Origin of the sequence: Bdellovibrio bacteriovorus, assembly GCF_001592735.1 — a bacterium.
GTDB classification, from domain to species: domain Bacteria; phylum Bdellovibrionota; class Bdellovibrionia; order Bdellovibrionales; family Bdellovibrionaceae; genus Bdellovibrio; species Bdellovibrio bacteriovorus_D.
The window spans coordinates 107,034-130,251 of sequence record NZ_LUKE01000003.1 but is presented as its reverse complement, the minus strand read 5'-3'; the positions used below and the strand labels follow the sequence as shown (position 1 = coordinate 130,251).

General features: G+C 45.5%; 21 protein-coding genes. 13 read left to right on the top strand and 8 right to left on the bottom strand.

Translation table 11 applies throughout. The features are described 5' to 3' along the window. Nucleotides 1–58 precede the first annotated feature (58 nt). The 6 genes from AZI86_RS13060 to AZI86_RS13035 all read left to right on the top strand — a co-directional run bounded on the left by AZI86_RS13060 (nt 59) and on the right by AZI86_RS13035 (nt 4,681). A complete protein-coding gene (locus AZI86_RS13060) occupies nt 59–859 on the top strand; it encodes a M48 family metallopeptidase (RefSeq protein WP_061835643.1) in 801 nt (266 codons plus the stop codon). A 10-nt stretch (nt 860–869) separates the two neighbouring features. Beyond that, complete coding sequence (locus tag AZI86_RS13055) at nt 870–1,508, top strand: hypothetical protein (RefSeq protein WP_061835642.1); 639 nt, start codon at nt 870–872, stop codon at nt 1,506–1,508. Nucleotides 1,509–1,519: 11 nt separating this feature from the next. Further along, nucleotides 1,520–2,407 carry a 3'-5' exonuclease gene (locus AZI86_RS13050; protein WP_061835641.1) on the top strand — a complete coding sequence of 296 codons (888 nt, stop codon included), beginning with the start codon at nt 1,520–1,522 and terminating at the stop codon, nt 2,405–2,407. A gap of 130 nt (nt 2,408–2,537) precedes the next feature. Continuing rightward, nucleotides 2,538–3,350, top strand: coding sequence for a TIGR02147 family protein (locus tag AZI86_RS13045; protein ID WP_061835640.1), 813 nt, complete (start codon nt 2,538–2,540; stop codon nt 3,348–3,350). Further along, the gene (locus AZI86_RS13040; RefSeq protein WP_061835639.1) at nt 3,347–4,318 is read left to right on the top strand and encodes a hypothetical protein; all 972 of its coding nucleotides are present in this window, start codon (nt 3,347–3,349) and stop codon (nt 4,316–4,318) included. Before AZI86_RS13045 ends, AZI86_RS13040 begins: the two co-directional genes overlap by 4 nt. A gap of 27 nt (nt 4,319–4,345) precedes the next feature. Next, entirely contained in the window at nt 4,346–4,681 is a 336-nt protein-coding gene (locus AZI86_RS13035; RefSeq protein WP_061835638.1) for a hypothetical protein, read from the top strand. Between the two features lie 16 nt (nt 4,682–4,697). Here the strand turns inward: AZI86_RS13035 and AZI86_RS13030 are convergent, their stop codons facing one another. Genes AZI86_RS13030 through AZI86_RS13020 form a run of 3 tightly spaced genes read right to left on the bottom strand, consistent with a single transcriptional unit; the run spans nt 4,698 to nt 7,668 of the window. After that, complete coding sequence (locus tag AZI86_RS13030) at nt 4,698–5,582, bottom strand: hypothetical protein (protein WP_061835637.1); 885 nt, start codon at nt 5,580–5,582, stop codon at nt 4,698–4,700. Next, a complete protein-coding gene (locus tag AZI86_RS13025; protein WP_061835636.1) occupies nt 5,579–6,979 on the bottom strand; it encodes a hypothetical protein in 1,401 nt (466 codons plus the stop codon). Before AZI86_RS13025 ends, AZI86_RS13030 begins: the two co-directional genes overlap by 4 nt. Beyond that, a complete protein-coding gene (locus AZI86_RS13020) occupies nt 6,976–7,668 on the bottom strand; it encodes a hypothetical protein (protein ID WP_061835635.1) in 693 nt (230 codons plus the stop codon). The genes AZI86_RS13025 and AZI86_RS13020 overlap by 4 nt, the downstream gene beginning before the upstream one ends. Nucleotides 7,669–7,953: 285 nt before the next feature. Between AZI86_RS13020 and lon the strand changes: the two genes are divergently transcribed. After that, the gene (lon, locus tag AZI86_RS13015) at nt 7,954–10,332 is read left to right on the top strand and encodes an endopeptidase La (protein WP_061835634.1); all 2,379 of its coding nucleotides are present in this window, start codon (nt 7,954–7,956) and stop codon (nt 10,330–10,332) included. On the opposite strand, the gene AZI86_RS13010 is transcribed toward lon, so the two are convergent. The 3 genes from AZI86_RS13010 to AZI86_RS13000 all read right to left on the bottom strand — a co-directional run bounded on the left by AZI86_RS13010 (nt 10,333) and on the right by AZI86_RS13000 (nt 14,249). Then, nucleotides 10,333–12,135 (bottom strand): SLC13 family permease, encoded by a 1,803-nt coding sequence (locus tag AZI86_RS13010; protein ID WP_061835633.1) that lies wholly within the window; start codon nt 12,133–12,135, stop codon nt 10,333–10,335. A 3-nt stretch (nt 12,136–12,138) separates the two neighbouring features. Further along, a complete protein-coding gene (locus AZI86_RS13005) occupies nt 12,139–12,672 on the bottom strand; it encodes an OmpA family protein (protein ID WP_061835632.1) in 534 nt (177 codons plus the stop codon). Nucleotides 12,673–12,806: 134 nt separating this feature from the next. Next, the gene (locus tag AZI86_RS13000) at nt 12,807–14,249 is read right to left on the bottom strand and encodes a sigma-54-dependent transcriptional regulator (RefSeq protein ID WP_061835631.1); all 1,443 of its coding nucleotides are present in this window, start codon (nt 14,247–14,249) and stop codon (nt 12,807–12,809) included. A 189-nt stretch (nt 14,250–14,438) separates the two neighbouring features. Between AZI86_RS13000 and AZI86_RS12995 the strand changes: the two genes are divergently transcribed. Both AZI86_RS12995 and AZI86_RS12990 read left to right on the top strand, forming a co-directional pair. Beyond that, a complete protein-coding gene (locus tag AZI86_RS12995; protein ID WP_061835630.1) occupies nt 14,439–14,987 on the top strand; it encodes a hypothetical protein in 549 nt (182 codons plus the stop codon). A 12-nt stretch (nt 14,988–14,999) separates the two neighbouring features. Further along, nucleotides 15,000–15,254, top strand: coding sequence for a GlsB/YeaQ/YmgE family stress response membrane protein (locus AZI86_RS12990; protein ID WP_081111926.1), 255 nt, complete (start codon nt 15,000–15,002; stop codon nt 15,252–15,254). Here AZI86_RS12990 and AZI86_RS12985 read toward each other — a convergent pair whose 3' ends face one another. Further along, nucleotides 15,255–15,545, bottom strand: a complete 291-nt coding sequence (locus AZI86_RS12985) for an Hpt domain-containing protein (RefSeq protein WP_061835628.1) — start codon at nt 15,543–15,545, stop codon at nt 15,255–15,257. A gap of 1 nt (nt 15,546) precedes the next feature. Then, nucleotides 15,547–18,351, bottom strand: a complete 2,805-nt coding sequence (locus AZI86_RS12980; protein WP_061835627.1) for a CHASE domain-containing protein — start codon at nt 18,349–18,351, stop codon at nt 15,547–15,549. 467 nt (nt 18,352–18,818) lie between these two features. Between AZI86_RS12980 and AZI86_RS12975 the strand changes: the two genes are divergently transcribed. From AZI86_RS12975 to AZI86_RS12960, 4 genes are all read left to right on the top strand, one after another. Beyond that, nucleotides 18,819–19,481, top strand: coding sequence for a PilZ domain-containing protein (locus AZI86_RS12975; protein ID WP_061835626.1), 663 nt, complete (start codon nt 18,819–18,821; stop codon nt 19,479–19,481). A gap of 74 nt (nt 19,482–19,555) precedes the next feature. Further along, the gene (locus AZI86_RS12970) at nt 19,556–19,909 is read left to right on the top strand and encodes a hypothetical protein (protein WP_253715939.1); all 354 of its coding nucleotides are present in this window, start codon (nt 19,556–19,558) and stop codon (nt 19,907–19,909) included. 2 nt (nt 19,910–19,911) lie between these two features. Then, nucleotides 19,912–20,985 (top strand): AI-2E family transporter, encoded by a 1,074-nt coding sequence (locus AZI86_RS12965; protein ID WP_061835625.1) that lies wholly within the window; start codon nt 19,912–19,914, stop codon nt 20,983–20,985. Nucleotides 20,986–21,611: 626 nt separating this feature from the next. After that, nucleotides 21,612–23,147, top strand: coding sequence for an MFS transporter (locus AZI86_RS12960; protein WP_061835624.1), 1,536 nt, complete (start codon nt 21,612–21,614; stop codon nt 23,145–23,147). The last annotated feature ends 71 nt before the right edge of the window (nt 23,148–23,218 follow it).

The following is a 23,218-nucleotide window of genomic DNA, read 5'->3' as shown; positions in this document are numbered from 1 at the left end:
GCGGCGTGCCTCGCTCCGAAAGATTGATTTCTGGGCAAAACAGAATATTCTCTCAGCCATGAAAATGACGAAATACGTTCTAGCTCTTATTTGTGCCTTCCAATTAAGCTGTTCTTCCCTGGGCGGAGGTGTGAGCGAGTCTGACATTAATGCCGAAGCCGCGAAAGCTTATGCCGAAATTAAAGCAAAATCCAAAATGTCGAACAATGCGGAATGGAACGCGATGGTTCAGCGAGTGGCGCAAAGAATCGCGCAGTCCTCGGGTGAAAATTTTCAATGGGAAGTGGTTTTAATTGATAGTCCTGAAGTGAATGCTTGGTGTATGCCGGGCGGAAAGATGGCAGTGTACACGGGCATCATGCCCGTCCTTAAAACGGAAGGGGCCTTGGCTGCGGTGATGGGCCATGAGGTGGCGCATGCAACACTTCGTCACGGTATGGCCGGATATGCGCGGGCCAAACAATCTAATTACGCCGGGCTTGCTATCGGTATTGCGACCATCGTGGGCGGTCAGGTTCTGTGTAAAACAGAACAATGTCGTCAGCTCAGCCAATTGGGTGGCGTGGCCGCGGGGTTCGCTTTGACATTCTTAGACCGGAAATTTTCTCGCGGAGATGAAACTTCCGCGGACAAAGAAGGTCAGATGTTAATGGCACGTGCAGGTTATGATCCGGCCGAGTCCTTAAAGCTGTGGCAGCGTATGAATGCCGCGCAAAAAGGGGCGGCCCCTCCGGAGTTCATGTCCACGCATCCTTCGGATCAAACTCGCCAAGGAAATTTAAGTTCATGGTTGCCCCAAGCTGAACAAGCTTACGCGCAAGCTCCGCAAAAATATGGTATCGGCGCTCCGATAAAATAGTGATTTTAAAATGAATTTTTTTGTCTCCTTCATTTTTGTATTCGCAACCTCTCTGCTAGGAAATCTTTCCCAGGCAGAGGTTTTGCCCGGTCCGGCTTTAATGACCATCACCACAGATTTTTTCAAACCCGGCCAAAGATGGCATTGGAAATACTATCAAGATGGCTCATTGTATTCGACTGAGCGGTATACGGTTTTAAGCGCCTTGCAAGATAAAGTCGTGTTAGAGATGTCGACGAAGCTTGCCGGCGAAAGTGATTTTAAAGTTCACCACCGCTTAGAAGTAAATCCACAAAAATGTCTCAATGCTTATAAAAATCCGGCCCTCCACAAGCCATACTCTTTTGAACTTTATTACTGGCGTGATGGAAAATGGGAATTGGTGGAGGGTTTAACTTCGCCAATTCCTTTTGAAGAAAAATTCAACTGCAATCCCCATCGGGTGAAAAGTGCTTATAAAAATACTTTCTTTCAAAACATGGACACGGACTTAGGCTTGCAAGAGATTTTTCAGCAGCGCAAAGGCCGTTTGGATATGAGCAGCTGGTATTTCAATCTGCCCGACTATCCTGGGATCTTGGCTTACAAGCGCATGTCGCGTCCGGATGAGCGCGTGCAGTATCACATTCGTTTTTCAATTTCAGAATAGGAAGTCCTTCTATGGCATTTCGTTGGCTAGGAAAATCTGAAGATGGGGCCACCGTCACCCTTCACCGTTTAGAAGGTTGCCCAGTGCAAACTCCCTTTTACGCCACCCCTTCTTGGCTTGAACTGAATGCCGATATCGTGCGCACAGGCGTGGTGCTAGATACTGAAACCACGGGACTTAATCACGTTGAAGACGCCATTATTGAAATCGGTCTCCGACAGTTTTTATTCAATCGCCAAACTGGCGAAATCTTAGCTTTAAGCAAAGCTTACAGTTCATTTCAAGATCCCGGGCGCCCCATTCCAGCTGAAATCACCGAGCTCACGGGCATTACAGATGACATGGTCGCAGGTAAAAATATCGAATGGCCGGTCGTAGATGCGCTTTTAGAAGAAGCCAGTATTATCATCGCCCACAATGCCCGCTTTGATCGTCCCTTTATTGATAAAAAATCTGCGGTTTCCAGAGAGAAAATCTGGGGATGTTCAATCAAACAAATCGACTGGCGTGCGCAAGGTTTTACCAGCTCCAAGTTAGAGCTTTTAAATGTCTATCACGGTTTTTTTACAGATTCTCACCGTGCGATCAACGATGTGGACGCGCTTCTTTATCTTTTAAGTCTGCCTCAAGCAGACGACGATAAAAGTTATCTGCATGAACTTTTAAATAATGCCAAGAAAAGCCAAACCCACGTGATTGCGACCTCCGCCCCTTTTGAAACTAAAGACCAATTAAAGGGCCGGGGTTACAGCTGGGATAACACTAATAAGTTTTGGAACAAGGTGATCAACAAAGAAACCTTGCAAGACGAAATCAAATGGCTGGAAGAAACTGTTTATTTTGGTGCCTTCCGTGGGCTGACGCGTGAAATCGCTTTGTCGGACAATTTTAAATCTTAAGGCTTGAGATTCACCACCGATGCGGTTCCGCCTTGCGTCACCCGTTGATCCTGGCAGGAGAGCGAACCTTAGCGAGCACTATTTTCGCTGAAATATTGCTTTTAGCATGAGCCCCGGGCACAACGGTTTTATGCAAACCACATACAGGGACATCCTTCTGCAAATATATCAAGATCGAAGCGTTGCCAATCCAAGCTATTCGATGCGCTCATTTGCCCGCGATTTGGGTGTGCCATCTTCCACCCTTTCTGAAGTCCTGAGCAGAAAAAAAGGAATCTCTCCTCGAAGAGCTCTTCAATTTGCTAAACTTCTGCGGCTTCCGGAATGGCAATCACAGCTCTTCTGCGACCTCGTTACACAAGATCATGCCAAGAGCCCTGCAGATCGGCGAGCAGCTAAAATACGTATAAGCGAGCGAAAACAAGAAAACTCCCTTCGCCTGATTAATCATACCGCGATGCGGGCTTTGACTTCTTGGGTAGATCTCGCCATTCTTGAACTGACTTATCTTCCCGAATTTAAGCCCGCAGCATCCTGGATTTCCAAAAAAATTGACGCGTCAGAAACCAGCGTTACCGATTCCATATCAAGGCTTAAAACTGCAGGCCTGCTTACTTGCGACGAATCCACCAATAAATGGATCGACGCATCTCCCCTTTTCAGCACGACTGACGGAATACCGAGCGAAGCTATAAGAAAATTTCATCGAAGCGTTCTAAACCTGGCCATTAAAAAATTGGATACCGCCGACATCGAAAAAAGAACGGTCAAGACGGCGGTTATATCTTTATCCAAGGACCGCGTACCTAGAGCTAAAAAGATTTTAGATGAAGCCATCGCCAAAATTGTCTCGCTGGCAGACGAGAGTCATCAAACTCGTGAAGACGTCATGTGCTTTAGCGCCCAGTTATTTTCCGTTATAAATCCAAAGGGGGAATTGTGAAATCGGTTTTATTTTTCTTAATAGCGATTACAACTTCGTTTGCTTTTGCGAATGCCAAAGTTGTCGGTAACGGCGGACAAGGTGTGGCTTGCTCCGATTCGACTGGAAATCTTTTTTCGGTGAACTCACTCGACCTTTACGAAGCCTCTATAATTCATGGCCTAACCCCAGCCACCTACGAAGGCCTGTCTTATTCAGAAATATTAAACCTTCTCGGTCAGCGCGTTGCCGAAACTCAAAGTATCTCGGCAACATTCGTGCAAGACGACTTAAAAAAAATACGGGAGAAAATGCAGTTTCTGCCATCAGGCGTACATTTAAAACCAATTGAAGATTCCGGAGATATTCCTATCATTACAGAAAACTGTGAAATAATACAACTGGCCAATTATCTTGAGGACGGGACCCTGCTCGTAGATGGAGATTACTGGCAAAAGATGGATGTTCGAAATAGAGCAGCGCTGACTCTTCATGAATATATTTACAAAATTATGCGCTATTGGAGCGAAAAAGACTCTTTTTACACTCGAAAAGTTGTGGCCTATTTACTTTCAACCGAAGAACTAGTTCCAATTAAACAGGGCCTCGATGCAAAAAGATATTTTTACTGCAAAGACACTGAAAGCCGAAAATATGAATTCTATATTACCCCCAGCTCAATCGACACAGATTCTTTAGCCACTTTTCAATTTTATGCATTCGATGGAAAGCTCAGGTTTTCTCGCATGTCGATAACTACGAACTTACGTTTTTCCGAATTCATCCACCCCGCCACCTCATCCAGCCGTGCAGGCCAAGATTACGGTGTCGTTCAATCTAAAATCTCCGAAGGTCGTACTCTTTGGTGGCGATACCAGACCGGCGATTTTACCGGCAACACCTACGTAAAATTATTCTTCGCGGTCACCAAGGACGAGCCCCCTACCGACACCGATTTTACTGAAATTACATGTGGTCAATTACACTAATTTAAAACAACAGCTAAGGAGAAATTTATGAAAATCGCGTTACTAGCCATAACATTTTTATTCACGAACGCCGCAGCAGCTGCCGAGTTCTGTCAACAGATTCCGGATGGAATTTCATACGATCAAATTTCAAATAATTTCGATGGCTCTGTGTACTTCAAAACGCCGAAAGTATTCGTCAGCGGCACTTATCTTCCCCTTCGTTATTCTAATGGCTTCTGTACCCTAGTTAACAAAAAATTCGTTTCAGCAAAGTTAACTCGTTCATCAAAGGATTTGTACAGCGTAGAGTTGGACAACCAGGGTAACTTGGTAGATATTTACAAGGACGCGAATTATATTGAATGGCTCATTTGTAAATAAAAAAGAACATTCTGATCTAAAAGCGCATAGAAGAAATTTTAGAAATAACTTTTGAGATTTCTTCTTCGAGCGCACAGATCTTTAAAAAGTCTGTTTTATAAAGCAGCTCATAAGGATTTTTAACGCCCGCTAAGCGCAAATGAAAGTCCGTGGTTTGATAGCGAAACCTTTCACTTAAATTAAAGACCACTTTTGAAAGGGCTCTAAGCGTTTTTATCTGTGTATCTGATAAGTTTTCTAAAGAAAGCATCTTAAAGATCTGATTAAAGTCTTTATCTTCGATTTTTTCCCGCAGAAAATTCGAATGCAGATAAGAAAGCACCATAAAAGGAACAAGAACCTTTTCACCAAATTCCGTCAAAGCTTTCAAAAGATGATGGCGATGGTCAAATTCACAGACATAAGAATTCAACTCAAAGAAAATCCGGTGAGCCGCATCCCCCGCATCAATCACGGCTAGCAACTCCATAGTATTCGCAAAAGATTCTTCAAGCAGCATCCACACCACTTGCACCGAAACATCTTCAGACCTGTGAGCTGGCTTTAAGGAACGAAACACAGCATGCGAGCCTTCATGAAAGACAAAGTTTCTTTTTAAATTTCCATCCACATCATCCCAGGAAATCAGCTCCTGCTGTGCGGATGTGAGACTTTCAAATGGAACGACGTTATTGGCGTAAGGCAACGTCTTGCTTTCTAAAATACGATCCAACTGCAACAGTGGGAAGGCATCATAAGCCTCGTCCCGGCTATCACTAAATTTATACCCCGCCGCTAAAGCCATCGTGCGTACGCCGCGAAACACCCGATTGTGAGCCACCAAATACCCATCCCCAAAGCTGCCAAACAGCCCTTGAGATTGATGTTGCTGGTGTAATTCTAAAAGGCGGCTTATTTTCATAAGAAGTCGTTTAGTTCTTCCGACCAAAGATCCACTGGAGCAATGGAACGGAAAATCTTTCCTTCAAGCTCTTTAACCGGTTTTAAGTTTTTAGAGCCTCCTGGAGTGTGCAAGACCTGGCCTTCTATGGTTAAAACGAATTCTCCCGGAACGGCAGGCACTGTCACAATTTTTTTATAAGGATATTTCTGCTTAGTCTTGGTGAAACTGGATTCTCCCTGAGACTTCAAAGTTTCATAGTCTAAAGGCATACGGTATAAATATCCGTCTTGGCCGACTACATAGGGTGTTTTTGATTGCACTAACTTCGTTGAAGAAACATAAATGAATCCTACCGGATTCATATTTCTTATCTCCGTGCTCGCATAAGCGCCGGATGTGTTGGCCTTACATATCAACTTGCGATTGGTTAAAACACAAGAATACGCATCACCATAAAACATATCGATGATCTTGTCTGCTCCCACATCAAGTTTTCCTTCGCGAAGATCTTGCGCCAAGACACCTAACGTGTCTGACCATTGACCGGCAAAAAAAGATTTTACGGTTTTATTTTGCTGATCAATAAATGCGTGCGTGTCGTTCATTTTCACTAAAACCGCATCCCCTTGGGAAGAGTTCACCGTCACTTTATTATTATCCAAGATATAAATTGCACTGCTTTTTTCTTGTAAAATAAGCCTCCCGCGGATGTCGATCGGATATTTATTAAACCGGCCCCATAACTCGGCAATTCCCATAAAACGTGTCGACGCCTTCAATGCTGGACTGATGTTGGGGTGAAGGCTCAAGCGAAGGTAATATTCAGTTTCGACCGCGTAAGATCCTTTATCTCCATATCTTTCATCACAGCCTTTCAGTCCCCGAAAAATACCTCGAAGACAGGTCGCATGGCCGTAGCCTTCGACGTGACGAGCTTCGTGAAGAAAAACACTTGCCATATCAAAAGCGTCCAGCTCGGAAGATTTCCGACAAACGTATACGGTGGGATTGGGCGGAGATACGTAACCTGCAACATATCCTCCATTTACATCTTGGCGACACTCACCCTCATATTCTCCTACGAACTGAATTGTTTTCGCTCGGCTTAGGAAAAAGCGAGTTGGACTGGGACCAATGATATTTTGATCAATCGATCTCTTCAGAGAGGGTAATGGGTCAAACTTGGACATGAAGGCAATTCCACCAAGCGCAGGTCCCACAGCAGATTCACGAGAGCAGTCTGAAACTCCTCTTTGGGTAGTGATTTCATCGCTAGACTGCAAGGTAAGAAATTTCATGATCGCCGCCACTTCTCCATCGGTAGCGCACGATGGCATTTTTTCTTCCGCTTTGACCATTGAGGCGAAAAGCAACACAAAAACCATAAAAGTTGATTTACTTGTCGGAGACATCATAGACCTTCCACTTCTTCTTGGATTGAAGCTGACAACAAACGATGAAGACGACCTGGACTGCCTTCAGAAATTCCCTGAAAAGAAATTTGCGCAAAAAATCGAAGTTGGGGGTCCTGGAGTTTCTGACTGACTTCACTTATGGCACGCCCTGCTTGCGCGTGATTTCCAGCTAAGATATCTAAATACTCTAGACTTGCTAAACGCAAAGCACGATCCACAGGAACACTGTGTTCAGAAACCGGTTCTACAAACGGGGATTGCGCTATAAGCTTCATCGCCGAGATAGCTTCAGGACCTGCGAGCTTTAAAAGATAAATAACACTTCTTTTATCTGCGAAACTTGTTGCTGGGTCGATAGCCGAAATCGCAAGTTCGTTCCAATCTTTGGAACTCATTTTTTGCAACTTCATCTTAAGCTTTAATTCTTCAGAATCGCCGGGGACGTGTTTTGAATACTGGCTGGCGGAAAGATCTTTCACGATGGAAGATAACGATTTTGCGTCTTCAACAAAATCTTTCTTATTCTCAGTGGTTTTTCTTGGCGTGGCTGCAACGACCACCTCCGTTTTGGAGACACCGCGTTTAATATTCAACTCTACGATGTCACTAGAGGTCGTGGTTTTATGCTTAAAGAACAGAAAAAAAGCAGCGGCGACCGCGATACCTATGGCTCCTATTTTCTTTACCATCTCAAACCTCTGAGTGTTGAAAACTTAGACAACGGCCCTAAAAAGACCCTCAAAAATCACACAGCCGATATCAGACCGAAGCTGGACTTCGACCGCAAACCTAGATGCAAACTCCAAGCCCATTTACTTAGTCCCAAAAACCAAAAACTTCCTGTATTCCAACACGCCAGGAACCACGTATTTGAGGACCTGATAAAATAATCTGGTGGACGAACTTGACGGGATTCTTATCGTGCTCATGTTTGTTACAATAACCCCTCGCTTCGAGGGAGAATTGAGGTTCCCATGTCATTTGCTTCTGGTTTTGTCCCCGTGATTCCTCTTAAGAATTCTGTTCTGTTTCCTGATATCAGCATGCCATTGCGCGTAGGTCGTGAGCGCAGCATTTCTGCTTTGCAAAAAGCTTTAAGAGACAATCAGTGGGTCGTCTTATTAACACAAAAAAATGCCACCATCCCTGTCGACAAAATTGAAGACCTCTATTCTGTCGGCACGCTAGCTAAAATCGAATCATTCCGTATGGATGAAGACGGAAGTTACAGCATTTTCGTGAAAGCTCACCAGCGCGTGCGCGTCGTACAAAGTCGCAACAGCGAAGGTTTTTATGAAGTGCAAAGCGAGGCCTTGGAAGATCGTGGCGCGATAGATAAACGCACCGAAGAAGCTTTGTTTTCGAGCTTACAAACTTTAAGCGATGAGCTGCTGGACCTTTTGCCGGGCAACGCAAAAACGGTCAAAGAAATGGTGCACGAAATCGAAAGCCTTAACACGCTGACAAATATGTGCGCGGCTTACGCCGATATTCCGATCGAAGAAAAACAAGAGATTTTAGAAGTCACCGGGCTTAAAGATCGCACTTTAAAATTATTAGATCGTTTGCAAGCATTGAAAGAACGCCTGAAAATTCAACGCGGTATCCGCGATAAGCTCAACGAAAACTTTCAGACTTCACAAAAAGAGGCCATCCTTCGTGAACAAATGAAGGTCATCCGCAACGAATTAGGCGAAGGTGAAAACGGCGATCTTTTTGAAAAATTTCGCAAGCGCATTGCCGAAGCTGGAATGCCACCTGAAACTTTAGAGTTGGCGCAGAACCAATTGAAAAGATTGGAAACAATCAATTCAGGTTCACCGGAATACCAAATGATTCGCACGCATTTAGAATTGATGCTGGACTTGCCATGGAGTAAGTCATCACCGCAAAAAGAAATCGATTTAACCGAGGCCGAAAAGATTTTAAACGAAGATCATTTTGGTTTAGAAAAAATCAAAACTCGCATCTTGCAACATTTGGCCGTGATGAAGTTGCGTCAAAAACATCAGGGCTCTATTTTGCTTTTCGTGGGACCTCCCGGCGTGGGTAAAACCTCTTTAGGAAAAAGTATCGCGCGTGCTTTGGGTAAAAAATATGTGCGCGCAAGCCTAGGGGGCTCAAGAGATGATGCGGAAATTCGCGGGCATCGACGCACTTATATTGGCGCTCTGCCAGGTCGTATTATTTCTGGAATTAAAAAGGCTGGTGAAAATGATCCCGTCTTTATTCTGGATGAGATCGACAAACTTTCGCGCGGATTTAGTGGTGACCCCGCCGCGGCAATGCTTGAGGTCCTAGACCCCGAGCAAAACAATACTTTCCAAGATCATTACCTGGACACTCCTTTTGATCTTTCTAAAGTGTTCTTTATCGCGACCGCCAACTCACTAGATGGAATCCCGGGACCTTTGTTGGACCGTATGGAAGTGGTTGAGCTCACCGGTTACACCTTGGAAGAGAAAAAACAGATCGCGCAAAAATACTTGTGGCCAAAACAATTGGCCGATCATGGAATTGGCGAAGGATCTTTGATTATCACCGACGAGGCGATGAGCAAACTTTTAACTCATTACACACGCGAGGCCGGTGTACGGGATTTGCAACGGAAAATTGCCGCCATCTGTAAGTTTGTAAGTTTAAAATTCGTGCAGACGCACGGCCAAACCACGACGGTGGACGTGAAAGACTTAGAAGAGATCTTTGGTTCTGAAAGATTTTCTTCAGACATGATCGAAAGTCTTTTGCCGCCAGGAGTGGTGACGGGACTTGCTTGGACACCCGTGGGTGGAGATATTTTATTTGTAGAATCGGCACAGATGCCCGGCAATGGTCAATTACTGATCACCGGTCAATTGGGTGAAGTGATGCAAGAGTCGGCAAAAATTGCTTTAAGTCTTTTAAAGTCTCGCTTGCCGCTGATGGATCCGCTTTTAGATTTTACTAAAAAAGACATCCATGTGCATGTGCCCGCGGGTGCTATTCCCAAAGATGGTCCGTCAGCGGGTGTGACCATGTTGACTTCGATGGCTTCATTGCTAACCAAACGAGCGGTGGATCCAAAACTTGCGATGACCGGTGAAATATCCTTACGTGGAAGTGTTCTTCCGGTGGGTGGTATTAAAGAAAAAGTCATCGCGGCTCATCGAGCGGGAGTTCGTGAGGTGATCATGTGTACGAAAAACAAAAAGGATTTAAGAGAAATTCCTGAAGAGATTAAAAAAGACATTCGCTTTCATTTTGTCGATGAAGTGAATGAAGTTTTAAAAATCGCCTTGGGAGTGAATCTGCCTCACTGGGATGCGCGAGTGACTAACAAGGAAGAAGGAACCCCCTTCTTCCCTGCCGGGTAATTAGCCCCAAAGAAGTCCTGCCACGTAAACGGTTGCCCCGGCGATGAAAATCGTCAGGGGTAAACCTATCTTTAGAAAGTCCACGAAACGATAATTTCCGGGACCTAAAACCAAAAGATTTCCGTGATGACCAATGGGAGTTAAGAAGGAAGCCACCGCCCCCACGGTTACACAAACCACCATGGCTGTCGGTGACATATGCATATCTTTAGCAAAGGCCACCGCGATCGGCGCAATCAAAACCGTGGTCGCCGCATCCGAAAGAATTTGGGTCAACAAAGCGGCCGCTGAAAAGAAGCACAATAAAATAGCCCAAGGTGGCCAGTGATGAATCACGCCTGCTAAATTTTCAGCAAATAATTTTGCCAAACCCGTTTTTTCCATGGCGAGACCCAAGGGAATAACTCCAGCAATCATCACAAATATTTTTACTTCTATAGATTCGTAAGCCCGCGGCAGTGAGACACATTTTGTCGCCACCATCACGAAGGCCCCCAAAAGAAACGAAATGTGCGGGGCTAACACTTCCGTGGCGGCCAGCACCACCGAAGTCAGCATGATCGCTGACGCCAATTTAGCCTTAAAACGTTTTTTCGGGCGTAAATTCATGGGGAATAGCAATAAGAAGTGGCTGTCGGCATTGATCGTATCAAAGGTTTCTTCATCCCCCCAAAGAATGACCATGTCGCCTTCTTTAAGTCTTACTTGAGAAAGCTCATGATAAATCCATCCTTCTTTTCGCCAGATCCCGACAACTAAAACCCCCAAACTGTGAAGAAAATCAATCTCCCCCACCGTTTTACCTATAAGTCCGGACTGCGGGGCGACCAAGCCTTGCACGATCAAAGGCTCTTTCACATCCCGCGGTTTGCCATCAACAGGTTTATTTTTTTCTAACTGCTCTCCGTATTTTTTGACCGAGCGCAGAGCTAAACCCATCCTTTCATCCAGCGATAAAAGCTCATCAGGCGTGGTCTTCACTAAAAGCAAATCATTATGCTGCAAGACTAAATCCGCCTGTAAGATGGAAAGGCGCTGATTATAGCGTTTCATCCCGACGATTTCAAAACGCTTGGCAGTTTCCTTTTTAAACTCTTCTAAAGAAACACCGATCCATCGGGATTCTTCTGGAACTAAAAGCTCGGTGAAGATTTCATTGATACGAAATCTTTCATCCGCTTTATCTCGACCCGAAGTTTTAGGCAAAACCCAAAGGGTTAAGAGAATTAAAACAAAACCACCTAACACCAAGACGGCCCCGAGGGGGGTGACGGAAAAGAGCCTTAACGCGGGCTCGCCGGCTCGTTTAAGAATACCATTCGCTAAAAGAAATGCCGGCGCGCCGATCAGAGTCAACGTCGTCCCCAGGGAGGCCGCGGTGGCCATCGGAATTAAGAGACGTGACGAAGGAATTTCATTTTCCCGTGAAATACGCATCGCAATGGGTAGCATCATCGCCGTCACCATCAAATGATGGGTAAAAGCGGAAAGACCCGCGACAGTGGTCATTATCACTAAATTCGCGGTCAGCTGATTTTTCCCGGAAAACTTGGCCACGGCATTTCCGATGGTATCCGTGACGCCGGTAGCGGCAAGTCCGGCAGACAGAACAAATACGGCACAAACGATCAACGCCGGTTCACTGGCAAAACCTGAAAAAGCTTCCTTGGCATCAAGAACACCCGTGATAGCCAAGGAAAGAATGATCAGCATCGCCGTCATATCCACCGAGAGCTTTTCGCTGATGAAAAAATAAAGGGCGGCTACGAGGATAATGAGAAAGTAAATTTGATGTAAATCCATCGTCTATTTAGTCAAATCAACTAATAAAAGTGCCGTGGTTGCACGACCCATCTCTTCAAAGATGCCGGTTTTTCCTTTAGTGGGAGCGGCCCCCGTGGCTTCTGCTGAAGATTTAACTTTATAGTCTTTGGTTTTAAGAATTTCACTGAACTTAGAAGGACGTTCCGCCATGTTGTGAGTTTGTACGGAAGAAATTTTCAAATCATCTTGAAGATATTTTTTAATTTCCGCAGCTCTGGCTTCGGCTAAGTCGACTTGTTTTTTAGAGGCTTTTTCCTCTTTTTCCGGATACTCACGATCCCCCCAAGCTAAAACTTGAACGGCTTTGACTTTGTCTGAAGTTCGCAAATCGGTGAAAAAGGCTTTGATTTCATTTTTTTCTTCTTCGCTTAAGGCTTTCACGCCGGGATCAAAAAAGATCGGAGCCGACTGTTCCGCCCCCACCATTTTTGCGGTCGCGGTTTCTACGTCTTGAGCGTGCGACGTCAGCACACCGTAAAATGCCAGGCTCATCATTAAGCGAATAATTGAAGTCATCGTTCCTCCTTCGACGAGGGCACCAAAGCGCCCCATTTATCATCATCGAAGAAAGAGGTATGCAAGGCCAGAGCCAATGCCTAAAAACAATAAACCGCGTTTTTAGGCAAGCTTTGAGTCATAACTCCCCACACTTAAGAGTTATGACTCAGCTCCGCAGGAGAATTTGCCGCAACCCCACCCTCAATTTCCTGAAGCTTGCGATAAAGGGTCTTGCGGTCGATACCCAAGGCTTTTGCCGTCAGCTCTTTGGCGCGGTTATTTCGCTCATAAACGAACTGGACGTATTTCTTTTCCACTTCGCTTAAAGGCTTAATGTCGTCACCAAAACGGAAGATGAAGGCATTTTTAGCATCTTCATCATGGCTCCACTGCTGAGTGACGGACTCTTCAAATAAAGTAAACGCGGTCACATCAATCTCGGGTCCCGTGGCCAACACCACCGCTCGCTCAATCGCATTTTCCAATTCACGCACATTTCCGCGCCATGGATGAGTCAGCAAAAATTCCTTAGCTGATTTTTTAAATCCAGTCAGGTTCGTTCCATTCAGCGTATTGAATTTTCTTAGGAAGTGCTCCGCCAGGGGAATGATATCTTCCCGTCGCTCACGCAAAGGCGGAATGCGAATAGGAATGACATTCAGACGGAAGAACAAGTCTTCACGGAAGCGTTTTTCTTGCACCTCATGGCGCAAATCTTTATGTGTCGCGGCGATCACCCGCACATCTACGGAGCGTGATTGATTTTCACCCACACGCTTGATTTCTTTTTCTTGAAGCACACGTAAGAGCTTTGCTTGCAGGGTTAAATTCAAATCCCCGATTTCATCTAAAAACAAAGTCCCACCATCGGCTTCTTCAAAAAGACCGACTTTTTTATCCACAGCCCCCGTGAACGAACCCTTCGCATGACCAAAAAGTTCAGACTCTAAAAGATTTTCAGGAATGGCTGAACAGTTGATCGCGACAAAGGGTTTTTTACTACGCGGACTCCAATTATGAATCGCTTTAGCAAAAACTTCTTTCCCCGTTCCGCTTTCCCCGGTGATCGAAACCGTCGACGCACTTTTCGAAACGCGTTTTGCTAAATCCATGATGCGCAAAAGACTTTCGGATTTACCGATAATACCTTCCGGATGTTGCCCTTTAGAAATATCGATGGTCTCTCGCAAAGTGCGATTTTCATTGCTCAGATGATTGTATTTAAAGGCCCGTTGCGCAGAAATTAATAACTGCGGGAAATGAAGAGGCTTCACCACGAAATCATAGGCCCCGGCTTCGATAGCTTGAACAGCCGTTTCGACGTCGTTAGAAACGGTGATCAAAATGATCGGTGTATTCATGCCTTCAGCACGCAGCTGGCGAATGAAATCGACCCCCGACATCAGCGGCAAATTCAAATCCGTGATGATCGCATCTGGTGCCAGCTTCCCTGAGGTCACTTGTTTTAGGGCCTCCAAAGGATCTGTCGAATGAGTGATCTGAATGTCTTTTTGTCTAAAATAGGCCGTGGCCAACTCGGCCAAGTCGATATCGTCTTCAATCAATAGTATTTGTTTTTGAGTGTGTTTATCCATGTCCCCACATTCACCCCAGGGGGCAGATGTCCGCAACAAAAATGTGGAGTTTTGCCACATTGAAATGTTTCTGGCACATCAAATCAATTTTATCCGCAAACTAGACCTTGGCGTTTCGGTATCAAGCTTGCTAGGTTTAGATTCAGGATTATTTTGCCCCGCAGGACGCGAGGCTCTTATGGAGATATTATGTTTCAATCGCACCCTTTGATTTACACCCTCTTAATGGCCGCGGCGCTCATGATGAACGCGTGTGCGCATCGCAGTACTCACGGGCACACCGAAGTGACCCCCATTGCCGTGACAAGTCCGACACCAACCACCACCACGCATTACACCGTCTTGGAATTTCAAGTGGGTAAAACGCATCTTTCAACTCATGAACAAGAAAAAATCAAAACCCTGACCCGCGTGGCGGAACAAAGCGGCCAAGCGGTGAGCGAAGTGCGAATTTTGGCATGGGCGGACGACAGCGAAGTGCAAGAACCAAAACTTGCGGACCAAAGGGCGACCCAAGTTCGTTCCTTGATCAAAGCGGACCTTAAATCAAGTGCCCCTGTTTCCGTCTATAACATGAGTCAAGATCCGCAGAAATTCACAGAACTGATTCGCGAAGAAGATCCTAAACGTAAGATCACTTTTAAAAACACCGAACCCGTATCCTTCGGCAAGGGGCCTAAGTCTTCCTTAGCGGGAAACAAATCCTCTAAAGCCATAGTTATGATTCGCTATGAATAAAGGAGGTTGCATATGATCATCTCGATTCTTTTAGGCTTGCTTGTCGGCGCGACAGCAAAACTATTTATGCCGGGCCGAGACCCTGGCGGCTGGATTATCACCTGCCTTTTGGGAATCGCAGGTGCCGCCGTCGCTCACTATATTGGCACCACAGCCGGCTATTACCGCGAATATGAACCCGCGGGCTTTATCTCTTCGGTAGCGGGTTCCTTATTAATTTTGTTTTGTTATCGTATTTTGATCGGCCGCACCACCGAAACTCGCTAATTAGCTGATTGTTTTAAGCAGACGCTGCACTTCTTGTTCTAACTTCTCACTGATTTGTTGCGCCTGCAAAACATCTCCTTGGGCCGCCGCGACTTCAAGATTTTTCCCGAACTCGGTTAACTGCGCAAAACCAAAAGTCGAAGCATTTCCCTTAATCTGATGGCCCACTTTTTTTACCAAATCCCAATCTGGTTGGCTTAAAAGCGAACTTCTAATCTGGGCAAGCTCGGTCGTTCGGCGCTGCAAATATTTAACTTGGGATTCTAGTGGAACGGCCATTCCGGACGACATATCAACCTCGATGATTTAAATAGAAATAAACTTCCTGAACCAAAAGCTCACCAGAAACGGGCTTTGTGATCTGCCCATTACAGCCCGCATCTAAGCAGCTTTCAATTTCTTCGGTCAACGCATGAGCCGTCAAGGCAATCACAGGCTTAGTAAAGCCGCGACGGCGAATTTCACGCGTGGCCTGTTTGCCATCTTTTTTGGGAATTTGAATATCCATTAAAACCAAATCCGGATCCCAAGCAAAGGTTTCCGCCACCCCTTTTTCACCGTCTTCGGCCACACGCACTTCAGCACCCGCATTGTTTAAGAAGTGCTGAAAGATTTCTTGATTATCTTCAGAGTCTTCCACCAACAAGATGCGTACACCCTTTAAAAGATGATGCAGATCCAAACTTTGCCAATCAATAGGGCGCAGACTGCTTTCTTCAAAGGCATGGGCCACCTTGGCCGCGTTCACATCCTGCCGAGGAAGAGGCAAGGATGTTGAGGCCTGCTTAAATGGAATGCGCAGACTGAACGTTGACCCCTTGCCGACGGAAGATTCTAGTAAGTAAAGATCCCCACCTAAAAGCTCGGCCAAACGCTTAGAAAGAGCTAAACCCAACCCCGTACCGCCGTACTTGCGCGTTGTGGATACATCACCCTGAGAAAAGGCTTTAAACAGATTTTGCCTGTGTCTTTCACTAATACCAATTCCGCTGTCCTGAATTTGGAATTCGATCACTTCGTGACCGTGTTCGTCCAAACTCGTTTTGTACAGCAACTTGACGCCACCTTTTTCAGTGAACTTCACGGCATTACCGACGACGTTCACCAAAATCTGTTTTAGGCGGATGTCATCGGTAATAATATAATTAGGAACATTGCTAAGTTTAGCGACGTTAAATTGAATTTTACGATCCGTCGCACGCACTTCCATGATCGATTTAATTTCTTGCACCAGATTTTCTAAATTCACCTGGGCCATTTCAAAGTGCAGCTTTCCGGCTTCGACTTTTGAAATATCTAAAATATCATCAATCAACCGCGCCAGCTCTTTACCATTGCGTTTAACACTTTTTACGATCTGCTGTTTTTCTTGTTTTTCTAAATCATCTTCAGCCAGAATCTCCGAATACCCGACAATCACGCCCAACGGAGTGCGAATTTCGTGACTCATATTAGCTAAAAACGAGCTCTTCATGACGTTGGCATCTTCGGCACGGCGAAGTAAAATCGCCTTATCGTAAGACATCGCAAACTGCCCAATCATACTGACCAGCGCATATTCCATAATGGTACCCGCCACCAGATTCTGCGTGCCTTTCATCAGAATTAATACGGATGTGCTTTTGCCCGATTCGTGCATAACTGAACGACCGACATAATACGGAGCGCTCTCTAAGATGCGACGAACTTCGGGAGAGAACCATGAAAAAAGCTTCGGCAGACCTTCGGCTTTAGAACGAGTGTCAAAAACCTTCTCTGCCAAGAACTGATCAAACTCCCAAGGAAGATCCAAGGTGTCCGGAAATACGGAAAGCTCTCCTTCGAAACGCTTTTCGTAAGGACCGCGATCTTCCCGCACGTAAACGACGCAATCGCTGACCTCAAAAACTTCATGCAAGTGAGCGCGGAATTTTTCAAAAAGAGGTTGGGCATCAATGGCGGAAGAAAGATCCGCAATCACCGCATTCAAACGTCGAATTAAAAGAATTTCGTCTGATTTATTTTTTGAAATCTGCGCTAAAGAATCCTTATGCTTTTCGCTGAATTTTAAAAACTGTTGTGTTGACCATAAAGCCAAAAAAATCACCGACAACATCACCAGAGTCACAAAGGCAAATAAGATCGGGATATAGCGTTCATACCAGTTAAAGAAATGAGGTAATGGCACAAAAGTAATTCGCCAGGTTTTATCAAAAACTGGAACCTCTTGGACCATCTTCACTTCACCGGGGGTCATCGCACCTTGGACCTCCCCCGAAAAGCGTTCATACAAAGGAACATAACGGTCGAGCCGGCGATCAAAGGCCTCTAAACGGTAATTGACTTTTTCGTTATAAAACTGGGGTACTCCCAAAGTCCCATTAAAAAACTTAGTTATGTTAACAATAGAGTAGGAAAATCCCAGCAAGCTTTCACGCGGATCTTTTGCATCCGGGTTGTCCTTAAGAACCGGTAAATAAACTAACAAACCTATTTGCGGGGTGACCTCCGTCGTATCCTGCACCAACGTGATCGGATCGGTCATTGACGGCCGCCCGGTTTTTAAGGCTTTATCCATCGCTTCGCGACGAATGGGCTCGGAATACATGTCATAGCCCAGGGCTTTTTTATTTCTCCAATCTTCCGGTTGTATCAGACTGATTGATGTATAAAGAGCCTGATCCCCTTGCGGCCAATAGTTAAAATCCGGATACCCATAGCTGCGCATGCGCTTTTCAAACACCGGGATGGAGGCGCGATCCATTTTTTCCGTGAAGGCAATTCCCTGCAGTCCCGGAAAACGACGGAACAGTTCTGAAGATTCGATATAGCGTTGAAACTGCTTAGGGGTCGGCATGCCGCCGGTTTGAATAAAGGCACGCGCATCACTTAAAGACTGACTGTAACCTTCGAATTCTCGCTCAATACGGGCCATGACTTTGCCCGATTCTGCCGCTAAACGTGCTTTCCATTCCTTTTCAAGATGCACCTTCACCGTCCACCAACTGGTAAGACTGATAGCAATGATAATCAGCAGGATGATAAAAACATTCCACTCGTGTGAGAGAACAAAGAATTGACGTAAGCGTTGAAGACGTGGATAGCGGAGTTTCGGCATCTATCTTCTTTTAGACCATTTTTTTCCTCAAAACAACGGCTGGTCAAAATGGCATTTTGTCCTCAAAATTGAGGTTTTTTTCCTCGCAGCTTAACGTAAACGTTCTCATCTCAAATATATTAAGTCCTCAGCAAGGAATGTCGGTTGCAATAAGCTTAAATCGTGATTGAACTTCCTTGCGCTTCTAAGGTCGTCAAAGATTTTATTTTCGTCATCTTGTGCGAAATGACAGAGGACCTCTAGAAGAAGTCAGGCGTCAGGGCCATCCCCCTCTTAATTTCCCTTCCCCTGGTCGGGAGCTCGCAAGGCTCCCGACTCTCCCCTCTCTTCTCTTTGTTTTGAACTGACAGTGTTAATAGAACTTCGACAGGTGTTTAAGTATTTATCATGGGTCCTTTTTTAATTCGATCTGAAGTGGCTTCGGTCTTGCTTTAGGGAGAGTCACACACAAATCTGGGAGGGCTGTCATGAAGACACAAATTTTTCTTACTGGTATTTCTATTATTCCAAAACATCTAAAAAAGGACCCGCACTTTCAATGTCATCTTATTGAAAACCCCTATGACTTGCGCCACTCTTTGGGAGCGACCGAGGGAGAAAAAATCATCGTCGCCTATTTGCCCTTCTTAGAAATCCGCCATTTTGATATCTACGCTTACTTGCAAAAAAATTATGCCAATGTGAAAACCTTTTTTGTCGTCGACGAACTCTCTTCGAACATGAAAACCAAACTTAAAAGCTTTCAAGACTTCATCGTCTTATGGAAAACCGAAGAACTGCACTTAGCTCGAGATATCAAATCCTATTTAAGCGGCAAAAAATTGGAGCTGCGACAGGACAAACGCAATCGCCATTTACAAGGAGCCTTGGTCACGCCGTCGATGTTACCAATGGGATCTGAAAATAAAAATTTTCAGCCGATCTTAGGGGGTAAATTTGACAATATTTCTCTCAATGGATCATGTTTAAAAATTCGGGCTCCTTTTTACACCAAGAAAGATTTTGTGAATTTAAGTTATCAAAACAAAGAAGGCGAATACGTCAATGTCGAGGCTCAAGTGCGTTGGACAAAATGGAACGAAAAAGACCAGAGCCAAGAGCTAGGAGTTCAGTTTCTTACACAAAGCTAACTGACGCTATGCTTTGATAATCCCTGATTGCCTCCCCCCTAAAACTGTGCGTTCATTAGGGGGTGGAGGCATTTATGTCTAAAAAATCTTGGTCTCAAACTTTAGCTTTAATGATCACTTTTGTTTCAACTTTTATTTTGTCTTTGACCGCCGAAGCCCGCATGGTTCGCGTGAGCGGAAGCGGCGCTGGCAGTTCTTACTGCAATGCAAACTCCGGATCGTATTGTATTGACAGCGTCAAACGTCGCGCCGAACAGGATGCTGGCTATGCTGCAGAACGCAGCTGCGAATTCACTTACCGTGGGCGTGCTTTAAGATACACCACTTCCTACTCCACGTCCTGCAATCCCAGCTATCTGCCTCCACGCCATGACGGAACTTGGGTGCGTTGCAACTCTAACTCTTCGATGCAGTGTGAAGTTCAATAACTATGATTGATATCTTAAAAAACAAAGAAACCTTAGCCCGCTGGGTGTTCTTTGCCGTTCTTTTTTTTGGATTTATTTTTATCAATTTGCCGTTTTTAATGCCTCTGGCCCTGGCGGGTATTTTTGCCGCCGGTCTTCAAGAGACCATTACTAAACTCAGTCGTCGTACAGGCTGGCGTCGCCGCTGGTGGATTTTAATCTCTCTTTTTGCGGGCATCCTGGTTTTCATCATTCCTTTATCGCTTGCGGTTTATCGCGCTGGCGCCTGGGTCATGAAGCCGGAAAATCTGGAAGGCCAGCGCGTGGTGCAACAGCTGCACACCGCTAAAGATTTTTTCGTCAATGGCCTAGCCAAGATTTCTGAATGGACCGGCACAGATGTGGCCACCCCAGCACGCGACGCCATGGAAAGCATTCTTCATCGCAGCGGGGAAATGATTTTAGCTTACTCCACCACTTTTGCCGGCCAATTGCCGGCGATTATTGTCGCCCTTTTAGTTTTTCTTTTAGGTGTGGCGGTGATGCTTTTTAATGACAAATTGATCCATGACTTTGTTGTTGATTACAGTGTCTTTGATCGTGATCTGACTGAAAAAATGATCGACGTTTTAAAAAAAGGCTGTTCAATCACCTTGTTTTCAACATTCGTGATTGGATTAATCCAAGCTTCCGTCATCGGCATCGGAAGTTTAGTCTTCGGTGAAGGTGATTTCTGGTTGGTGGTGACGGTCACTTTCTTTGTCTCCTTCATCCCCGTGATCGGCGCCGCCCCCGTGGGCTTTTTCTTAGCTTTGTTGGCGTTCTTAGGAGAGCGCGTGGGTCCGGGTATCGGCTTAGCTTTGATCGCCATCTTTGCCGGAACTATAGACAACATCTTAAAACCGTTTCTAGTCAGCGGTGACTTAGATATTCACCCGTTAGTGGGCTTTACGTCAGTCGTGGGAGCCATCGTCATGTTCGGATTGCCAGGCTTACTCATAGGCCCCGTTATCATGAATATCTTCGTAGGCATCTCGCCGTTGTTACTAAAAAACCGAAAAACGCTGATAGAAGAACCAACGACCCCATCAAACTAAAAAACCTCTCTAGGAAGTGGAAATCTTTTAACAGTGGCTTGCGCTAAACGCCTACGGCAGGCGCCTTTGCCGGCGCCACGATGGCGCGAACCCGCGGCCCGCCGCGGGCGGCAACCGAGCCCGGAAGGCGTGCGCCAGAGAAGGCGTTTAGCGCAAGCCACGACTCAAAGATTTCCGCGCGTTAGCACTCGGTAGGCTTTTTGGGGTGGGCTTTGTGATGGGTCTTTTGGGAGCCGCGATTGCGGCGTTTGTTTTTTGGGACCAGGTCCTCTTTCGCGTCTTTGCAGAGAGGTGGTCAGATCTTACCGAGTACTAGCGAAGAAACTTGTTGTCTCTTCTTGAATCCCAACTTATCCCCCTAGACCTATAAGCACAAAACGATAATTTTTAGATTTAGTATAAGTTTTTCTTATACTAACCTGCGGCAAAATACCGCCCCCACTCTAGAATCATGAAAATACCTCTCGCTGTGCCCTTATTTCGAAAAGAGATTGTTGGGATTGTCTTCAGACCAGTCCTTTAGATTGCCATCCTGACATTTTTCCTTTAGAACTCAGCAAAACTTTTGCTAATGCATCGCTTCGTAGACGTGGGGCTTTGTGTGAAAAAAATTTAGAGGAGATCCCATGGCACTCTTACTGGTAAGTTTATGTTTGGCCGCCGTTATTACACTCTATTTTAGAAACAATCCCCTAGGCCACTCACGCAAGTTCATGATCCGCCGCTTTGTGAACTGGTTCCCACTGGGAATGACTTACGCCTTTCTTTACATGGCTCGTTACAACCTCAACGTTTCTAAAAATGCCATGGGCGACATGATGACCAAAGAACAGTTTGGATTGATCTTCGCTGCCGGCACAATCACTTACGGTTTTTCTTTTCTTTTAAATGGTCCTATCGTCGATAAAATCGGCGGTAAAAAAGGAATCATCATCGCGGCTTTAGGTTCCGCTTTAATGAATCTTCTGATGGGTGGCGTGACTTATTTATATCTTATGGGCCGCCTTAAAACGAACATGGTTTTGGCGTTCTCTGTTCTGTTTGCGCTGAACATGTTTTTCCAAAGTTATGGCGCCGTTTCTATTATCAAAGTAAAAGCTTATTGGTTCCACGTGCGTGAGCGCGGTGTTTTCGGAGCTATCTTTGGAACTTTGATTTCCTTCGGGGTTTACTTTGCCTTTGACTGGGGGCAAGCCATTGTCAACGCCTCGCAATTACACATCGAAGGCGAAAAAACGGCGTTCCAAAGATTCATTCAACATATCTTTGCTATTGATACCGGAACCACCAATGCAACGTGGTTGGTATTTACCATCCCGGCCTTTTTGCTTCTAGTGTGGGCATTGATCGACTTCATCCTTCTTAAAGACTCTCCTAAAGAAGCCAATTTTGATGACTTCGATACGGCTGACGCCTCTTCGGCTCCGGGAGAAAACGATGACAATCTCAAAATTTCTATCGGATTCATGCTTAAAAAAATCTTCACCAATCCGGTGATGATCACAATCGCCTTGGTGGATTTCACTTCGGGCGTTTTGCGTAACGGTATCATGCAATGGTACCTGGTCTATGCTAAAGAGACTGAACAAACCAATCCGGCTTTCTTTGAAGGATCCAAGTTCTTTATTAACAACTGGGGGCTTTTACTTTGTATGACCGGTATCTTCGGGGGATTTGCCGCGGGCATCATCTCGGACCGCCTTTTCAATTCTCGCCGTGGCCCTCCGGCGGCGATCAATAATGCCATGATGATCGTGCTATTGATCATCATGACATTCTCGCTTTTCCGCCATCCCACGGTATTTGGTCTTTCCGCGATTTTAATTACTTTGGCCGTGATCGGCGTTCACTCATTGATGTCGGGAACCGCCGCGGCGGATTTTGGTGGTAAAAAAATGACGGCCACCGCTTCCGGAATCGTTGATGGTTGCGTTTACTTAGGATCCGGTATCCAGTCTTTGGCCATTGGTTACTTAAGCCACCGCGATTGGACTTACTGGCCATTATTCCTTCTGCCATTTGCATTCATGGGATTATGGCTTTCGATCCGCATGTGGAGCGAGCTTCCAGCGGCCACTAAAAAGTACATCTTAGAGGTGGAAAAAGCGGAAATCAAAAAACAAGAACGCGAAGGTACGACGGGCGATCCGGCTCAAGCTTAAGGGCCCGCCTCGCACAAAGTACGTTTTCTTAAAGGTCTGCCATAAAGCAGACCTTTTTTATTTGTAAAATG